Origin of the sequence: Streptomyces sp. HUAS 31, from assembly GCF_028198125.1 — a bacterium.
Classification (GTDB): domain Bacteria; phylum Actinomycetota; class Actinomycetes; order Streptomycetales; family Streptomycetaceae; genus Streptomyces; species Streptomyces chartreusis.
The window spans coordinates 69064-87177 of sequence record NZ_CP116354.1 but is presented as its reverse complement, the minus strand read 5'-3'; the positions used below and the strand labels follow the sequence as shown (position 1 = coordinate 87177).

Genomic DNA, 18114 nt, shown 5'->3' with positions numbered 1-18114 from the left:
TCAGTGCCTCACATCGAGATCCGCCAAATTCCCCCTTAATCCAACTCAGCATGGAGGCGTCATGCCCAACCGCCGCCAGTTCCTTGCCGGATCCGCCGCGGCTCTGGCCCTGACGACCCTGCCGCAGGTGCCGGCCACAGCCGCACCCCGCGCGGCCGGACGGGCCCCGAACATCGTGCTGATCCTCGCCGACGACCTCGGATACGGCGAGCTCGGGTCCTACGGCCAGCAGATCATCAAGACGCCGAGAATCGACGCCCTGGCCGCCCAGGGACTGCGCTTCACCCAGGCGTACTCGTCGGCCGCGGTGTGCGCGCCCTCGCGCTGCTCACTGCTGACGAGCCTGCACACAGGGCACTCCGCGGTGCGGCAGAACCCCTTCACGGGCGACCCGGGCCAGGGCAGCCTGCGCGACGGCGACACCACGATCGCCGAGGTGCTGCGCTCGCGCGGCTACCGCACCGGGTGCGTCGGCAAATGGGGCTTCGGACCGGAGGTCGCCGACCAGCCGAGCCACCCCAACGCACGCGGTTTCGAGGAGTTCTACGGCTACATCGACCACGGGCACGCCCACAACTACTACCCGGACTACCTGTGGCACAACGGGGAGAAGTCCCCGATAGCGGAGAACGCGAACGGCGCCACGGGGAAGTTCGCGATCGACCTGTTCGAGCAGCGCGCGCTGGACTTCATCGACACCCATGCCGCCGAGCCGTTCCTGCTGTTCCTGGCTCCCACCCTGCCGCACTTCCCCAACGTCGTCCCGGCCGCGGACATGGTCGACTACACCGGCCCGAACTGGGGCACCGCGGAGAAGGCGCACGCCTCCCAGGTCGCCCGGCTGGACGCGCTCGTGGGCAGCGTCGTGGACCGCGTCAAGGCGCGCGGCATCGAGCAGGACACCCTGATCCTCGTCACCAGCGACAACGGCCCGCACGAGGAGGGCAGTCCGGCGGTCGACCCGAACAAGTACGACGCGAACGGTCCGCTGCGCGGCTACAAGCGCAATCTGTACGAGGGCGGGATCCGCATCCCCCTGATCGCCTCGCGGCCCGGCACGGTCCCGGCGGGGACCACCGCCCGGCCCACCCCGCAGCTGGACCTGCTGCCCACCTTCGCCGAACTGGCCGGGGCACCCGCACCGAGCGACATCGACGGCAAGTCGATGGCCGCCCTGCTGAACGGCGGCACGGCACCCGCCCATCCGCACCTGTTCTGGATGCGCAACGACCCCTACAGCGGCTCGCGTTCCAACACGGAGGACGGCGGCCGCGGCAACAGGTGGGCGGAGGCCGTGCGCAAGGGTGACCTGAAGGCGGTCCGCTTCGCTCCCGCGCGGGACCCGAAGGCACCGGACAGCCAGTGGGTGGTGCAGCTGTACGACCTCGCCAAGGACCCGGGCGAGAAGAGCGACATCGCCGCGGCGAACCCGACGGCCGTCGCCGAACTGACGGCGCTGATGCGCTCCTCGCAGGTGGCGAACTACCAGCGCAGGACGTACGGCGTGGTGATCGGCGGAACCACCCTCGCGGTGCCCGGGAAGCCTTTCACCGTCACCACCACCCTCGGCAACGCCTCGGCGTCGGCCTGGTCGACCGCCGAGGTACGGCTCGCCCTCCCGAGCGGCTGGCAGGCCCGCGCGACCACGGCGTCGACGGCGTCCTCGGTGGCGGCCGGGGGCTCGCTGCAGGTGACATGGGAGGTGACACCGCCCTCCGGCGCGACGACCGGTGCCTCGTTCACACTGCGAGCGAACGCCACCGCCACCGCCGGCGGGAACGCCCTGGCGTTCGTCGACGACCGGGTCGTCACCACGGTCGCCGCACTGCCGCAGCCCCCAACGGCGGACGCCTATCTGAGCGACCTGGACTGGGCCTCGGCGTCCAACGCGTGGGGGCCGGTGGAGCGGGACGCCTCCAACGGCAAGCAGGCCGCGGGCGACGGGACTCCCATCAGCCTGGCCGGCACCACGTACACCAAGGGCCTGGGCGTGCACGCCCGGTCGGAGATCATCTTCAACCTGGGGGCCAAGGCCAAGCGGCTGACGGCCGTCGTCGGCCTCGACGACTTCTCGGTCAGCCGCTCCACTGCCGGCGGGGTCCGTGCCCGTGTCTTCGGAGACGGCGTACCCCTCTTCGACAGCCGCCCGCTGACCCCGGCGACCGGGCCCAAGCAGATCGACGTGGACGTGACGGGCGTGCACGCGCTGCGGCTGCTCGTCGAGGACGCCAACAACAACGGCTCCTACGACCACACGTCCTGGGCGAACGCCAAGGTCACCGTCTGAACCGCGGGCGGGGCGCCCGAGGGGCGCCCCGCCGGCCGGCTTTCGGGGCGCGTCAGCAGGTCTCGCGGACGTAGTCCCCGCTGCCGGGCTCGGCGACGCCGACGTCACGACGCACGACACTCACCCGGTCCGCGTAGTCGCACGCGTTGCCCATTCCGGCGTCCGTGTACTCGACGAGGATGACGTTGTCGCCGAAGGCGTCGAGGTAGTCGCCGCACTCGTTCCAGCGGGGGTCGCCGCACTCCTCGGCGATGGCGAAGTCGAGCCCGTTGGCCTCACGGCTGTCGGCGAGTTCGACGGTGTTCTTCTGTCCGACGGCCAGCCCCTCGCCGTGCGCCCGCTCGGACAGCAGCCGCATGTAGGCCTGCGCGTGCTCGGCCGTGAGCCTGCCGTCCACGACGTCACGGGTGAAGGTGTCGTAGTTGTCCGGCTCGACCGCGTCGAAGCCCTTCGAGGCGCACTGGTCGATCTGCGCGCCGATCCGCGCGGCGATCCGCTCGCGCTTGCCGGCCGAGGAGATGTCGAGGATCGCCTCGTCCCAGTCGGGGTCGATGACCGCGTCGCCGTCGCTGTCGCGCAGCAGCAGGTCCTGGTCCCAGTCCTGCGGGCCGCCCGTGTCGCCCTCCTGCTGGGTCTGGAAGGCGTTGACGTAGCAGATGTTGTAAAGCCCCTTGGCCGGGGACTCCTTGACGTCACGGCTGACGACCCGGACACCGTCGGGCGGCGGATAGGCGCCGCCTATCTGGTAGTCGAAGTCCGCGTTCACCGGGGGGAGGACGACGTCGGGGGCGGCCTCGGACCGGGCGGGGCCAAGGAGCGCGGCGGCGATGCCGAGAGCGGCGGCCACGGCGAGTCCGGCCGCTACGACCCCTGTCCTGGAACGGCGATGAGCACGCATGGGCAGCACCTTCTGGAACTTGAGCCGTGCGGACACGGCGAGTTGAGGGGGGGGGAAGTGGGGGGGGGAGGGAGCGAAAGTGAGGCGGCCCGCGAAGGGGGCCGGCGCTGCCGCCCACCCTAGGAGCGGCCGTTGCCCGGCCACAAAGGCCACGGACCCGAAGCCCCTGGTCACCGACCGGAGCACCAACGCGCGGCGGGCGGCGACGACCCCGCGCCCGCGTCACACCCCGCGTCACCGTCGTGACGTCGATGAGCTGGGGTTACGGCGTCGGCGAGCGCGGGAGGCGGGCATGGCCCGCAGGCCGCCGCACCACCGCTGCCCGCACCGCGCCGGCCCCCGTACGGCGTGCCGGCCCCGGGGACATCGCACACCCGAAGTGATCGTTGTGCGGGGGAACGCCGGGCACCGCGATGATCGGTGCTCACGCCCGTGCGACGCTGAGGCCGTGACGACGCAGAAGAGCACGCCCCCGATCGTGGGCACGGAAAGACTGTTGTACGGCTGCATGGGCCTGGGCGGCGCCTGGGACACGACACCGTACGGCGCCGAGGAGATCAAGGACGCGGAGGCGGCAGTCGAGGCGGCGCTCGACAGCGGGATCACCGTGTTCGACCATGCCGACATATACCGGCACGGCAAGTCGGAAGCGGTGTTCGGGGAGGTCCTCAGCCGGGCGCGGGGGCTGCGTGAGCGCATCGTGCTGCAGACCAAGTGCGGTATCCGGCTCGCCGACGGCGACCTGCCGGGCATGTACGACCTGCGGGGCGAGAGCATCGTGCGCCAGGTGGAGGCGAGCCTGGGCCGTCTGCGTACGGACTTCGTCGACGTGCTGCTGCTGCACCGGCCGGACCCGCTCGCCGACCCCGAGGACGTGGCCCGCGCGCTGACCTCGCTGCACCGCCAGAACCTGGTGCACAGCTTCGGGGTGTCCAACATGAGCGCCGCCCAGATCTCGCTGCTGCAGGCGCATCTCGATTTCCCCCTGGTGGCCAACCAGTTGGAGATGAGCCTGCATCACCGGGACTGGCTGGAGGCGGGCGTGCTGGTGAACACGCCCGAAGCGGCGGGAGTCGGCTTCCCCCTGGGCACCCTGGAGCACTGCCGGGCGGGCGGGATCCGCCTCCAGGCGTGGGGGGCTTTGGCGCGAGGCCGCTTCACCGGCCTGGAGGAGACGCCCACCGAGCGGGCCACGGCCCGTCTCGTCGCCTCCCTCGCCGAGGCCAAGGGCACCACACCGGAGACGATCCTGTTGTGGTGGCTCCAGCGGCACCCGGCGCGGATCGCGCCGGTGGTCGGAAGCGCCCGCCCGGAACGCATCCGCGCCTGCCAGGACGCCGCCCGGCGGGAACCGGAGCTCACGCACGAGGAGTGGTACGGACTCTGGATCACGGCACGCGGCACCGCGCTGCCGTAGACCAATTGCCCCGACATCACCGGCGGGAGCAAGGGCCGGCTCGCCGAGGACGTGATCGAGGCGCAGTTCCGCAAGCTGAAGTGAGGAGCGCGGCGGCGCCCCGGGGTGTCCGCTCGCGGTCACGGGCGGACACCCCGGGTGCCGTCCCCCGGGCAGGGCCGAGCCCGGACCGGGGCGCACCGCCCGCTCAGGCGGAGTGCAGGGCGAGCGTCGGGGACATGCGTGCGGCGCGGACCGCCGGGTAGAGGCCGGCGAGGGTGCCGATGGCCAGGGTCGCGCCGGCTCCGCCGCCCATCGCCCACGCGGGCAGCGTCCAGGGCATCCCACCCGCCGTCGCGTAGAGCGCCGTGGCCAGGGCCCCGATCGCGACGCCCGCCAGGCCGCCGAGTCCGGACAGCATCAGCGACTCGACGACGAACTGGAGACGGATCTGTCCGCGTGTGGCCCCGAAGGAGCGCCGCAGGCCGATCTCGTGTTTGCGCTCCAGCACCGAGATGATCATGGTGTTGGCGATGCCGACCCCGCCGACCAGCAGGGCGACACCGCCGAGCCCGAGCAGCAGACTGGTGAACGCGTCGTCTGAGGCGGCCTTCGCCTGCAGCGCCTGCGACGGGTCGGAGACCTCGACCTCGTGCGGTGCCCGTGGGTTGACGGTGCGGGCCAGCAGGCCCTGCACGGTGGTGACCCGGTCGTCCGCGGACCGCTCGTACACGGCTGTCGGGTGGCCGTCGAATCCGAGCCGGGTTCGTGCCCCCTCCCAGCCGACCAGCGCGGAGCTGTCGACCTCGGGGGCCAGCGGGAGCGGGTTGAGGACGCCGAGGACGGTGAAGTAGCGGCCGCCCAGCCAGACGCGTTGGCCGCTGTCGGTGATGCCGAGCCGGGCCGCCGCGGAGTGTCCGAGTACGACGGCCGGGTAGCGGCCGTTGGCGTTGTTGAGCCAGGTGCCCGTCGCCATGGATGCGCGCAGTGTCCGCTTGAGGCTGTCGGTGGCGGCCTGGACGGCGATGCCGCCGGTCTGCGTCCTCGGGATGTGCTCGGAGCGGTAGACATTGACGTCGCTGAGACCGCCGAGCGCGCCGACCTGCTGCACTCCGTCGATCGCGCCGACCGTGCGGACCGCGTTCTCGGGCAACTTCACCTCCTGCGCGGGATCGAAGGACTGACCGGGCGTGACCACCAGCATGTTCGTGCCGAGCCGGTCCAGTTCCCGCATGAGCGCGGCCCGGCCGGTGGCGGAGATCCCCACCACGGCGACCATCGTGGCGATCCCGATGGCGATGCCGAGCGCGGACAGGACCACCCGCATCGGCCGGCCCCTCAGTCCCGCGGACCCGACCTGGACGACGTCCGCGAGGCCGAACCCGGCCGGGGTCGGGCGCCGGCCGTCGCGGCTCACCGGGCACCGCCAGGAACCGGCCTGCGGGTGTCCTCGACCACGAGCCCGTCCAGGATGCGGACCTGGCGCGGCAGGGAGTCGGCGACCTCCCGGTCATGGGTGATGACGGCGATGGTCGCCCCGTCGGCGTTGAGTTCCCGCAGCAGTTCCATCACCGCCCGGCCGGAGGCGGAGTCCAGTGCCCCGGTCGGTTCGTCGGCGAGCAGCAGGTTCGGCCGCCCGGCCAGCGCGCGGGCGATGGCCACGCGTTGCTGCTGGCCGCCGGAGAGGGCGTGCGGCTTGTGCCCGAGGCGATGGGACAGCCCCACCCGCTCCAGGGCCGCGCGGCCTCGCCGCCGGCGTTCGGCGCGCGGCAGACCGCCGTAGCGCAGCCCCTCGGTGACGTTGTCCAGGGCCGTCGCCGCGGGCACCAGATGGAAGGACTGGAAGACGAATCCGATGTGTCGGGCGCGCAGCGCGGAGACCTGCCGGTCGGACAGCTCGCCGACCGTGTGTCCCGCGATGGCGACCGTGCCGGCCGTGGGCCGGTCGAGGGTGCCGAGGATGTGCAGCAGGGTGGACTTGCCGGAGCCGGACGGGCCGACGATGGCCAGCAGTTCACCTGCGGTGATGGTGAGGTCGACGCCGCCCAGGGCGGTCACACCGCCCGGGTACACCTTGGTCACTCCGCGCAGTTCGGCGACCACGTCAGCACCGGCCGCCGTGGGTCCGGCGGCTGTCCGCGGGCCCGCGACGACAGGTGCGTCGGCGAGGTCCGCGCTCGCCTCGGGTCCGGGTTCCGTCATGCCGGGACACCCACTTTCATCCCCTCGCGCAGTCCCGCGCCGGACACCTCGACCCGGCCGTCGGCGAAGATGCCGAGCCGCACCGGCAGATCCCGGGCCCTGCCGTCCTCCACGACACGGAGACCGAAGCCCCCGTTCTCCAGGGCCAGGAGGGATTCGACCGGCACGGACAGCACGTCGGTGCGGCGTTCCCCCGGCAACGTCACCGTGACGGGCGCCTTGTCGATGGCGCCGGTCCGGCCGGGCCCGTCCAGCTCGACGGTGACCTTCACTTTCGGGGTCCTGTCCTCCGAACGCTCATCGGCCTCGGCGGTCCTGCCGATCGAGGCGACCTCTCCCTTGACGCTCCTGCCGTCGGGGAGCCGTACCCTCACGCCGTCCCCGGCATCGAGGTCGTCCGCCTTCGCGACCTCCAGGCCGAACTGCACGACACGGTCGGAGCCGGTGGTCGTCAGCACCGTGGCGCCGGGCTGCGAGCGTCCGCCGAGCGTGACCTGCGCCGTGCGCACCCGCACCGCCGAGGGCGCGAAGGCGATCTGCCCGGGGCCGACCGTGCCGGTCTCCTTGAGGCCATGGCTCTTCTGCCATGCCTCGACACCGCGTTCGGTGCCTTCGGTGAACTCGTCGTCGGCCGCAAGCCCGCTTCCGAAGCCCAGCGCGATCAGGTTGTTCTTGAGCTGACGCACGTCTTCGCCCTCGTCGCCTTTCTTCAGGGTGCGGTACACAGGTCTGTCGCCGTACATCAGGCGTACGGCGGTGCCGTCGACCTCGTAGAGCCTGCCGTCCCGCTCGATGCCCGACCCGGCGGCGGGCAGCCAGGTGAAGGTGCCCGGCGCTCCGGCCGTGAGCTCGCGCCCGGACGAGAAGGCGAGTGTGCCCTCCACTTCGGTGGAGTCGGCCAGGGTCTGGCGGGTGACGGAGGCGGTCCGGGTCGGCACCGGCACCGGCTCGTCGCGGGCCGCCGGGTCGGACATGTCGGAGGCAAGAGTGGCCGCCAGCAGGCATCCCGTCGCGAGAAGGCCCGCCGCCACTGCTGCGAGCAGGGGTTTCCTGAGCTTCATGTGCCGTGTCCTCGGATCGGGCCGGGTCAGCCGAGTGCCTGGGCGCAGGCGTCGCTCGCCGCCTGGTACTCGTCCTTGCGGCTGTCCGGCACCTCCATGCGGGGTATCTGTGCGGCGCCATTGGCGAACTTCGGATCGGGAACGTCGAAGCCCTCCTTGCGCATGCACTCGGCGAACGCCAGCATCTGCTCCTTGGCCTGCTGCGACATGCCGCCGCCGGACTTGCCCCCGCCGACCTTGCAGTCTTTCAGCGCCTGCTGGAATTCCTTCGCCGACATTTCGCCCGGCAGAATCTGACCGGGGCCGCCCGTCTGTCCGCTCTTGACTTCGGCGCCCTTCTCCCGCAGACAGTCGTTCGACTTCTCCCGCGAGTCGCTCGCGGAATTCCCGCCGGTGCTCTTCTCCTGGTCCGATGCCTCGCCGCCGCACCCGGTCATCCACAACGTCATCACAAGGACCGTGCAGACCGCCGTACTTCCGGACTTCTTCCGGCGCATACCGCCTCCTTTTCGCGGCCCGGCGGCCGGCTCTCCGGGCGTCTTTTCGTCCGGCGGCTCGCCGGATGAAAAGACGATGCCGGACATGCCGGTTACAGCGCTCTTCCCGATCCTGTTATCTCTCCGAAAGGTGCCTTCCTGTACAACGGGCGGCATGAGAGTCCTGGTTGTGGAGGACGAGGAATTCCTCGCGGAAATGATCGCCGAAGGCCTGCGTGCCAACGCCATCGCCGCGGACGTGGCCGGTGACGGACTGGAGGCGGTGCACCGGCTGGCCGATGACATGTACGACGTGCTGGTCCTGGACCGGGATCTGCCGGGCCTGCACGGTGACGAGGTCTGCCGCCGGATCGCGCACACCGGATCCATCACCCGGATTCTGATGCTCACCGCCTCAGGAACGGTCCACGACAGGGTGGAGGGCCTGTCACTGGGAGCCGACGACTACCTCGCCAAGCCCTTCGCCTTCGCGGAGTTGGTGGCCCGGGTGCTGGCCCTCGGCCGGCGGACCCAGCCCGCGCTGCCGCCGGTGATCCGGCGCGCGGACGTGACCCTGGACATCGCGGGCCGCCAGGCGAGACGTCATGGCCGTCCGCTGAGGCTGTCCCCCAAGGAGTTCGCGGTACTGGAGGCGCTGCTGCGGGCGGGCGGTGCCGCGGTGAGCCACGACGACCTCGTGGAGCAGGTCTGGGAGGAGAACATCAGCTACCGCACCAACGCGGTCCGTGTCACGCTCAGCCGGCTGCGGGCGAAGCTGGGTGACCCCGTGGTCATCGAGACGGTGCCCGGTGCCGGGTACCGCATAGCCGTGGAGCCCGACGCGTGACGGCCTCCGCACGATCCGGCCCGGACCGGTCGCCGGCGCGGGCGGCCATCATGACCGGTGAGCGGGCCCGGCTGACCGCGCTGTGCTGCGCGATGCTCCTGACGGTGGGAGGCGGCCTCATCGTGCTGGTGTACGTGTTCGTGGGCCAGAACCTGTACCGGAGCATCCACGATGTGACGAGGGCCCCCGTGACGAACGTGGGCACGGGCGCCGGCTGGGGGGACACCACCCCGCGGGGGCAGGGCACACAGATCGTTCCCGGCATCTCGCTGACGCCGAGCGTCACCCGCGCACAAGACGCCAGGACACAACGGCTCGCCGCCTCACTGCGGTCCGCCACCGCACGTGAACTCGCCGCCGCCGCGCTGGTCGGCCTCGCGGCGCTCACCGCCGTGTCCGTTCCGGTCGCGTGGTGGACCGCCGGCCGGGTGCTGCGACCGGTGCGGCAGCTGACGGAGACGGCACGCCGTCTCACCTGCTCGACCCTCCATGAACGCATCGCACTGCGTGGGCCGTCGGGTGAACTGAAGGTGCTGGCGGACACCTTCGACGAGATGCTCGACCGGCTGGAGAACCAGGTCGAGGCACAGAAGAGGTTCGCCGCGAACGCCGCCCATGAACTGCGCACGCCTCTGGCACTCCAGCGCGTGGCCGCCGAGGTCGGTCTGGCGGGCGCTCCGGACCGGGTGCGCGTGGCCCGCGTCCGGGCCAAGCTCGTCGAGACGGCCAAGAGACAGGAAGACCTCATCGAAGGGCTGTTGCTCCTGGCGGCGTCCGAACGAGAACTCCAGCGCCGCACGTCCGTCGACCTGCGGGACCTCGCCCAGGGTGCCGTCGATACGGTCGGTTCCCGGGCGGCGGAGCGCGGTGTGTGCGTGCGCACCGAGCTGCGTGCCCTCCCGGCCGTCGGTGATCCCGTACTGCTGGACCGGCTGACGCAGAACCTGGTCGGCAACGCCGTGCGCTACAACCACCCCGGCGGTGAGGTCCGTGTGCGCACGGGGGCCTCGGGCCTGGAGGTGTCCAACACCGGACCGGTGGTCCCCGAGGGGACGGTCGCCCTGCTGTTCGAGCCCTTTCGACGGCTTCAGGAGCGTCGCCATCTGCCGGGTGAGGGCGTGGGTCTGGGCCTGTCCATCGTGTCGGCGATCGCCCGTGCGCACGGGTTCGCGATCGAGGCACGGGCCAACTCCGGGGGCGGACTGACGATTCGGGTGTCTCCCGGTTCCGAGCGCCGACCGCACACGCGAAGCGCTCAGATCGAATGAGCAGTTCTCCGTCCGGAGCTGCCCATCGACCCCTCCTGTGGTTCAAAATGAATTCTTTTCCGCCGCCGGCGCCCGCCCGTGACGGCATCGCGCCGCCCGGGATCGGTTCCTCCTCGACAGCCCCCACAACCGTGCACATCGGGCCGAGGGGCACGACTCCAAGCGACCCGGCGCGCACGGGCACTTCACCGCGAGTCCCTTCAGCCCCTCCCCAGGGGCACAGGTCAACGACGTCCGAGTGCAGTCCAGGGACCGAAGGGACCGGATTTCGATACTTGCGACGCGCATTACCCGCCGGTAGCCCCGCGAGGACCCGCCCCCCGATCATGGGTCGCCTCCCCCACGACAGGTCCTACACTCACCACCCGAACACCGGTCCCTACGGTCCCTGTCCGGCGGTCTCAGGCTGCACGGCCGCGATGCGACCTCAGGACTCGGAGCTTTCCCCGGCCGGCCCGAGAACGATCGCCTGCTTCCCGCGGTGACCCTTGCGAGCCGCAGCGACACGGACTGCACAAGGGCCCGCACGTCCGATTCACCTCGAAGGGTCTCGATGAGCAGCGCGCCGTTCACCCCCGCGAAGGAGGTACCGCAGGAGGTACCACAACTCCCCATGCTGCCCGGCACCTTGACGGATCGGGGCAATGCGAAGTTGTTCGTGGAGCGGTTTCGCGGCCGGTTCCGGCATGTGGACGGGCTGGGCTGGTTCGTGTGGGACGGATGCCGGTGGAAGCGGACGGGTGGCGAGAAGGCCGCGTTGTGGGCGGCGGGTGAGATGGCCGAGGCGATGCCGGACCAGGATCCGAAGGGCCGTTTCAGCGAACGCGAACTGCGCAGCCACAAACGCCGCACGCTCTCCACGACCGGCGTGAAGGCGTTGCTGGGGCAGGCGAAGGCATCACCGCTGCTGTCGATCGCTCCGGTCGAGCTGGACGGTGACCCGTATGCCCTGTGCACCCCCGCGGGAGTGGTGGATCTACGTACGGGACGGCTCAGTGCGCCCGATCCGGGCAACGGCTGTCATTCCCGGGCCACCGGCGTCGCTCCCCGGGTGATGCCGGTCCCCCGGTGGGACCGGTTCCTGGCGGACACGTTCGGCGGGGACGCGGTGGGGCGGGAGATGATCGATTTCCTGCATCTGCTGCTGGGTTACTCGGTGACGGGCGATGTGGGTGCCCAGGTGCTGCCGTTCCTGCACGGTGAGGGGAAGAACGGCAAGTCGGTGCTGCTGGATGTGATGATGCAGATCCTGGGCGACTACGCGGACGCGGCACCGCCGGGTTTCCTGATGGACCGCGGGTCGTTCTCGGAGCACTCCACCGAGCTGACCGAACTGCACGGCCGTCGCCTGGTGGTGTGCAGCGAGCTGAAGCCGAACGACAGGTTCGACGAGGCCCGGGTGCGGCTGCTGACCGGCGGCGACAGGATCAAGGCCCGCCGGATGCGCCAGGACTTCTTCTCCTTCACGCCCACCCACCACCTGTGGCTGCTGGGCAACCACCGCCCCGAAGTCTCCACCGGCGGCTTCGCGTTCTGGCGCCGCATCCGCCTGATCCCCTTCGAACGCGTCGTCCCGGACGAACGCAAGATCGACAACCTCGCCCTCGAACTCGTCCGCGACGAAGGCCCCGGCATCCTGCACTGGCTCCTGACCGGAGCCCGCCGCTACCTCACCACCCGCGACACCCTCGCCGGCCCCGACCGGGTCCGCGTCGCCACCCGCGCCTACGCCACCACCGAGGACCACATCGGCCGCTTCATCACCGAATGCTGTACCCGGACCACCGACAACCACCCCGAACACCGCACCGAACAAGGACGCCTCTACACCGCCTACAGCACCTGGTGCAGCACCGCCGAAGGCATCCGCCCCGCCACCCCCCGCGTCTTCGCCCAACGCATCCGGCAGGAGATCGGCCTCACCACCCCCACCGACATGATCAAATCCAACGGCCGTAAGTACTACCCCCGCATCACCCTGGCAGCGGATGCGGGGTGAGAGGTTTCCGCGATCCTCAGCCGCGCCCGGTCAAGGAGTCCCAGTACCCGGCCGGCGGCAGCGTGTCCCAGGGGTTGTCGAGGCCGTCATCGGTGACGTAGACATGGCCGGCGTTGCGCTTCCGCGACAGGGACACGACCTCGGAGGCCCGGGCCGTGTCGGGCACGCCGTAGACGAGATGCCAGATCTTGTCGGAGGGCACGTTCGCCTCCCACTGCTGAGGCCGGTGACCGCGGTAGGCGTTCTCGTCCCCCTCGAAGGTGACGAGGGTGTCCGCCGTCTCCTTGTAGCACTCCTCGGTGCCGGTGCCGGGATTGGCCACGACCTTCGCCGCCACGCCGAGTTCGGTCTCTATGTAGGTCTTGAGCTCCAGGTAGTCCTGGGCGTACTGGTTGTCCGGACCGCACCGGGCCAGTCCCTCGTCGAGGAAGATGCCGTCGAGGCCCGCGTCGCCGTAGAGGCCGGCCCACTTGTCCACGTCCGCCTTGACCTGCTCCTTCCAGGCTGTGGCCGCGGTGGAGCCGGACCGCGTCGGCAGGCCCGTCGTGCCGAGGTAGCCGGTGGGGACGTAACCGATGACGTCGACGCCCGCGGCGTCGGCCTTGCGCAGCTGCGTGACGTAGTCCTGGTTCGCCGTGGTGTCGGCGCCGGGGCCGCTGGCCGGGTTGGCCACCGCCATGCCGACCGCGGCGCCGCTGCCCGCCAACCGGTCCCAGTAGGCGGCTCCGGCGCCGCCGGGATAGAAGTACGCCGGCACGGAGACCCTCTGCCCGGACGCCGAGACGGTGGGCGAGGGGGTCTTGTCCTGCGAGGCGGTGGCGGGCAGGGCGGCGAAGAGGAAAGCTCCCGCGGCGGTGACGGCGGCGCAGGCGAGAATCCGGGTGGAACGAGGCATGAAGGGTCCTCAGCTGGTGTGGGGGGTTCGGTGTGCGGCCCGCCGCGGGCGTGGTGTCACAGGGCTGCGGCTCGGCTTCGCACGAGGGAACCCCGAGCCGGCGACATCGATGGCGCCCGACGGTGGGGCTCCCTCCGTTCCTGAGGCTAGAAATCAACTCGGGCCCCAGCAATACGAGTTGCCCTCGCCCGCGAGCCCTTCGCGGTTGCCCGGCCATGGCCTCACGGGCACGGCGCACCCCTGGCGGCACAGCCCGTGAGCGATGCCTTGCCCCAGGTCAAGCCCCATGCCTGCGACTTGCCCGACGGCTGTCCGTGCGCCCGGGGCGGTGGGGCCGACCCGGGCGAGGGCCTGCCGCGCGGGCGGGAAACGCTCAGCCGGGGTGAGCTGCTGAGAGCGCCGACGGGCGCCCGCCGTTGCGGCGGGCGCCCGTCTCCAGGACCGTTCGGGTAACGGCCCGGCCGGCTTCAGCCTCCCGTACGCACCACCGCGTTCGAGCCGGGCAGGACGGTCAGCGAGCCCTCGACGACTTCGCCGGTCAGCAGGTCGGTGCCGGAGCCCGGCAGGGGGACGACGGCCGGTTCACGCGAGTGGTTGATCACGAACAGATGGTCACCGCCGGCGCCGGAGCGGCGCACCACCTCCACGTCCCGGGGCAGGGCGCCCCGAGGCGGTACACCCGCGTCCTCGCACGCCGCCTCCAGCACCGCTCCCAGTGCCTGGACGTCCAGGCGAGTGGAGATGTACCAGGCGGTGCCGGCGCCCGAACGGTGCCGGGTGACCGCCGGTTTCGAGGCCGCGGGGCCGTCGGCGTAGCTCCACACCGTCCGCGCCCCGTGCGGCACCACGAACTCCGACCACACATCGGCGCGCCTGGTCGCCCCCGCGGGGCCGGCGATGCGGATCGTTTCGCCGGGAAGCAGCGGCGACCATTCCTCCACCGTCAGCCCGAGCACGTCCCGCAGGACACCCGGGCAGGGGCCCGGATGCACGGCGTCGTGCTCGTCCACGATGCCGGAGAAGTAGGAGACGACCAGGGTGCCGCCGCCTTCGACGTAGCGCCGCAGGTTCTCGCCCGCCTCCTCGGAGGCGAGGTAGAGCGCCGGCACCACGACGAGGGGGTAGGAGGAGAGTTCGGCCTCGGGGCGGACGAAGTCGACGGTCAGATGACGGGCGTAGAGCGCTTCGTAGAAGCTGTCGGCGCGCTCGCGCGGATCGTGGTCCACGGTCGGCTGCCCCTCCAGGCGTTGCGCCCACCAGGACTGCCAGTCCCAGACCATGGCCACGTCCGGCACGGTCCGGCTGCCCCGCAGCCCCGCCAGTGCCGCCATGTCGGCGCCGAGTTCGACGACCTCACGCCATACGCGGGTGTCGGTGCCGCCGTGCGGGAGCATCGCGGAGTGGAACTTCTCCGCGCCGCGCCGGGACTGCCGCCACTGGAAGAACATGGCTCCCTCGGAGCCGCGCGCCACATGGGCGAGGGAGTTGCGGGCCATCTCGCCGGGGGCCTTGGCGGGGTTGCGGGGCTGCCAGTTGACGCCGGAGGTGGAGTGCTCAAGGAGGAGCCAGGGCGCTCCCTGGGCCACCGAGCGGGTGATGTCGGCGGCCATGGCGAGGTTGACGTGGGTGCGGCGGCCGTCGGTGATCAGGTAGTGGTCGTTGGTGACGAGGTCGACCTCGCGGCCCCAGGCCCAGTAGTCGACGGAGTCGCACTGGCTGAGCGCCGTCATGAAGTTGGTGGTGACCGGGACGCCGGGCGAGAGCCGGTGCAGGATGTCCCGTTCGGCACAGAAGTTCTCGCGCATGGTGGCGTCGGCGAACCGCTTGTAGTCGAGCTGTTGCGCGGGATTGCACACCGCCGGGGTCAGCCGGGGTGGGTCTATCTGCTCGAAGTCGGTGTACCGCTGGCCCCAGAAGGCCGTGCCCCAGGCCTCGTTGAGGGCGTCGAGCGAGCCGTGCCGGGCGGCGAGCCAGTCACGGAATCGGGCCGCGCAGGTGTCGCAGTAGCAGGCGCTCACCGGGGCGCCGTACTCGTTGTGGACGTGCCACAGCGCGAGCGCGGGGTGGGCGGCGTAGCGTTCGGCGATCTTCGTGGTGATGTTCGCGGCCGCTTCGCGGTAGGCCGGGTTGCTGTGGCAGATGGCGCCGCGTGAACCGAAGGAGTGGCGCACGCCCTCGCGTGTGACGGGCAGCGCGTCGGGGTGGGCGCGGTAGAACCAGGCGGGCGGCACCACCGTGGGCGTCGCGAGGTCCACGCGGATGCCGTTCGCGTGCAACAGGTCGAGCACCCGGTCGAGCCAGCCGAAGTCGTACGTTCCCTGCTTCGGCTCCAGCAGGGCCCAGGAGAAGATGCCGACGCTCACCAGGTTCACGCCTGCGCGGCGCATCAGGCGTACGTCCTCCTGCCATACGGCCTCGGGCCACTGCTCGGGGTTGTAGTCCGCTCCGAAGGCGAGGCCGGGCAGGACATGAGGGGCGGGCTCGGGGAGGGAAGTGCTCTCGGGCATGGTCAGTTCTGCTCCGGTCCGTATGCGCGCAGGGCGACCACCGTGGCCCACTGCGACCCGTTGGTGGCATGCACGGTCAGCCGCAGGGCGGTGGCCGCCACCGGCTGGTCGAGGGGGTGCGACCGGCGGCGTTCGCGGTTGTCGCGCACGCTGACGACGGTGCGCCAACGGCCGTCCTCAAGCGCCTCGACGGCGTAGTCGCGTACGAGTTCGGGGACGACGGGGAACGGTGTGCGGTGGTGGTGGAGGTTGACGAGGTCCAGGTCGACGTCGTCGTTGAAGATCACGTCGACCTGGCCGACGGTGCGCGGCAGATCCCAGTCGAGGCGGACCCAGGGCTCGGGATCGACGGCGAGAGCCCGCGAGGACCACATGCGCGGGCCGTCGTAGGGGCGCTGCAAGGGGCCGGTGACCTGGCCGGCGACGTAGGCGTCGCTGTCTCCGTGCACCACCACCGCCGGGCATCTGCGGCGCAGTTCCTCGGCGGACCAGGCATTGGACTGGGGAAGCCCGCTGTCGGTGCGGGGTGTGCGGCTGACCAGCCCCAGGACGCCGTAGGGGCCGGGCCGGTCGACCACGACCAGCGCCGCGGAGGGGTTGCGCCGCACCAGCAGGACCACATTGCGTCCCTCTGGGGCCTTGTGGGAGAACGGGGCCCGGACCCACTGCTCGCCCGGGACCAGCTCGGCCCGGGCCGAGCCGAGCGGCTCGAACGGTATGTGGTTCTCGCCGCCGCCGGTCGACCACAGTTCGAGCTCCACGGATGTCGCCCGCTCCGCGTCGAGCAGCAGCTCGACCGCCTCCACGGCGGGCTCGACGGGCAGGACGATCCCGATGTCATGACCGTCGAGGGACTGCCGGCTCGTGCGCTCCCCGGGCCGGGGTGTCACGCGCAGCTCGCGCAGTTCGCTGGAGGCCGAGACGTGCGCGAGGGCCGCGAGGTCGGCCGGGTCGTGCCATGCGACGCCGAGCAGCGAGGCGTCGTGCCGCAGCAGCGTCTGCTGCAACAGGTCGATGTGGTCGTTCGCCAGCTGCCGGGGGCTCAGTCCGTCACGGACGCACAGCCCGGCCGCCACACCCGCGGCCTCGCCGGTGACCGCGCAGGTCGCCATGACCCGGGTGGTGCCGAACGCCACGTGGCTCGCCGAGATGTCACGGCCCGCCAGGAGGAGGTTGCCGACGTTGCGGGAGTACAGGCTGCGGAACGGGATGTGGTACAGCCCGGCCGCGAACAGGTGCTTGGATCCGTCCGTCTCCGCGTACATGCCGCCCGCGGGGTGCAGGTCGATGGACCAGCCGCCGAAGCCGACGGCATCCGGGAACCGGGTCTGTCCGATGATGTCGTGCTGGGTCAGGACGTGGTCACCGACGAAGCGCCGGTACTCCCGCTTGCCGGGCACGGAGCCCACCCACTCCAGGGTGAGGGTGTCGGCGTCGAACTTCCCCGAATTCTTGATGTGGTCCCATATCCCGTAGATCACGGCCCACAGTTCGTCGCGGATCGCCTCGGAGTCGGCGACGGTGTCGAGCTGTCCGCCGTACTCGATCCACCAGTAGTCACAGCCGTTGGCCGTGGTGCTGATGGGTCGCTTGCGGACGATCGAGGTCGACCCGATGTCCTTGGCGATGGACGGCGGTACAAAGCGGACCGGCTCGCCGGTGTCCTTCGTGTAGAAGAACATGGTGTTGCCCAGCAGCTCGGAGTCCGCCTGCTGCGGGGCCCATTCCTCACCGAACTCGTGGGCCGCCTCGCGGCCGGTGCGGTACCAGGCCCCGGCGTGCGCGCCCACCAGCCCGTCGCCGGTGGCGTCGACGAACACCGGACCGGCGAAGCGGATGATCCGCTCCGATCCCATCTGCCATCCGGTGACGGCCCGCACGGTACGCCGGTCGTCTTCGCCGTCGGCCTCCACCTCCCGCACGTCGGTGTTGAGGTAGAGGCTGATGTTGGGCTCGGCCCGCACGGCGTCGAGCACGACCTGGTCCCAGAGGTAGGGGTTGCCCTCGGGGTTGCGGTACTGGTTCTCCAGGAACAGCTCGCCCATGACGCCGGTCTCGCGCGCGTACTTCTGCGCGCCGTGCGCCGTCGCGCCGCAGACCCACACCCGGATCTCGCTGCTCGAATTGCCGCCGAGCACCGGCCGGTTGTTGATCAGCGCGACCCGGGCACCGGTGCGGGCGGCACCGATGGCCGCCGCGACGCCGGCGAGGCCCCCACCGACGACGGTTACATCGGTGTCGACCGATAGCCGCTGCATGCCATCTCCTTCTCGCGCGC

13 protein-coding genes are annotated in these 18114 nt (G+C 71.2%); 5 read left to right on the top strand and 8 right to left on the bottom strand.

The window, feature by feature from the left end; translation table 11 throughout:
• The first annotated feature begins 61 nt into the window (after window positions 1-61).
• Complete coding sequence (locus PGH47_RS42610) at window positions 62-2287, top strand: sulfatase-like hydrolase/transferase (protein WP_271668373.1); 2226 nt, start codon at window positions 62-64, stop codon at window positions 2285-2287.
• Window positions 2288-2339: 52 nt separating this feature from the next.
• Here the strand turns inward: PGH47_RS42610 and PGH47_RS42605 are convergent, their stop codons facing one another.
• Window positions 2340-3185, bottom strand: coding sequence for an endo alpha-1,4 polygalactosaminidase (locus PGH47_RS42605; protein WP_271668372.1), 846 nt, complete (start codon window positions 3183-3185; stop codon window positions 2340-2342).
• A 448-nt stretch (window positions 3186-3633) separates the two neighbouring features.
• On the opposite strand from PGH47_RS42605, the gene PGH47_RS42600 reads away from it, so the two are divergent.
• Window positions 3634-4602, top strand: coding sequence for an aldo/keto reductase (locus PGH47_RS42600; RefSeq protein WP_271668371.1), 969 nt, complete (start codon window positions 3634-3636; stop codon window positions 4600-4602).
• Between the two features lie 187 nt (window positions 4603-4789).
• On the opposite strand, the gene PGH47_RS42595 is transcribed toward PGH47_RS42600, so the two are convergent.
• Genes PGH47_RS42595 through PGH47_RS42580 form a run of 4 tightly spaced genes read right to left on the bottom strand, consistent with a single transcriptional unit; the run spans window position 4790 to window position 8428 of the window.
• Complete coding sequence (locus tag PGH47_RS42595) at window positions 4790-5998, bottom strand: ABC transporter permease (protein ID WP_271668370.1); 1209 nt, start codon at window positions 5996-5998, stop codon at window positions 4790-4792.
• Window positions 5995-6783, bottom strand: a complete 789-nt coding sequence (locus PGH47_RS42590) for an ABC transporter ATP-binding protein (protein WP_271668369.1) — start codon at window positions 6781-6783, stop codon at window positions 5995-5997. The genes PGH47_RS42595 and PGH47_RS42590 overlap by 4 nt, the downstream gene beginning before the upstream one ends.
• Window positions 6780-7844: a peptidoglycan-binding protein gene (locus tag PGH47_RS42585; protein WP_271668368.1), complete on the bottom strand. Its 1065-nt coding sequence runs from the start codon at window positions 7842-7844 to the stop codon at window positions 6780-6782. The genes PGH47_RS42590 and PGH47_RS42585 overlap by 4 nt, the downstream gene beginning before the upstream one ends.
• A gap of 26 nt (window positions 7845-7870) precedes the next feature.
• Window positions 7871-8428 (bottom strand): hypothetical protein, encoded by a 558-nt coding sequence (locus PGH47_RS42580; protein ID WP_271668367.1) that lies wholly within the window; start codon window positions 8426-8428, stop codon window positions 7871-7873.
• Window positions 8429-8495: 67 nt separating this feature from the next.
• On the opposite strand from PGH47_RS42580, the gene PGH47_RS42575 reads away from it, so the two are divergent.
• From PGH47_RS42575 to PGH47_RS42565, 3 genes are all read left to right on the top strand, one after another.
• A complete protein-coding gene (locus tag PGH47_RS42575; protein WP_271668366.1) occupies window positions 8496-9167 on the top strand; it encodes a response regulator transcription factor in 672 nt (223 codons plus the stop codon).
• On the top strand, window positions 9164-10435 hold the full coding sequence (locus PGH47_RS42570; RefSeq protein ID WP_271668365.1) for a sensor histidine kinase: 1272 nt from the start codon (window positions 9164-9166) through the stop codon (window positions 10433-10435). Before PGH47_RS42575 ends, PGH47_RS42570 begins: the two co-directional genes overlap by 4 nt.
• A 553-nt stretch (window positions 10436-10988) precedes the next feature.
• Entirely contained in the window at window positions 10989-12434 is a 1446-nt protein-coding gene (locus tag PGH47_RS42565; RefSeq protein ID WP_435887872.1) for a DNA primase family protein, read from the top strand.
• Between the two features lie 16 nt (window positions 12435-12450).
• On the opposite strand, the gene PGH47_RS42560 is transcribed toward PGH47_RS42565, so the two are convergent.
• From PGH47_RS42560 to PGH47_RS42550, 3 genes are all read right to left on the bottom strand, one after another.
• On the bottom strand, window positions 12451-13329 hold the full coding sequence (locus PGH47_RS42560; protein ID WP_271668364.1) for a spherulation-specific family 4 protein: 879 nt from the start codon (window positions 13327-13329) through the stop codon (window positions 12451-12453).
• Window positions 13330-13796: 467 nt separating this feature from the next.
• Window positions 13797-15836: a beta-galactosidase gene (locus tag PGH47_RS42555; protein WP_271668363.1), complete on the bottom strand. Its 2040-nt coding sequence runs from the start codon at window positions 15834-15836 to the stop codon at window positions 13797-13799.
• Between the two features lie 2 nt (window positions 15837-15838).
• The gene (locus PGH47_RS42550) at window positions 15839-18094 is read right to left on the bottom strand and encodes an FAD-dependent oxidoreductase (RefSeq protein WP_271668362.1); all 2256 of its coding nucleotides are present in this window, start codon (window positions 18092-18094) and stop codon (window positions 15839-15841) included.
• Window positions 18095-18114: the final 20 nt, after the last annotated feature.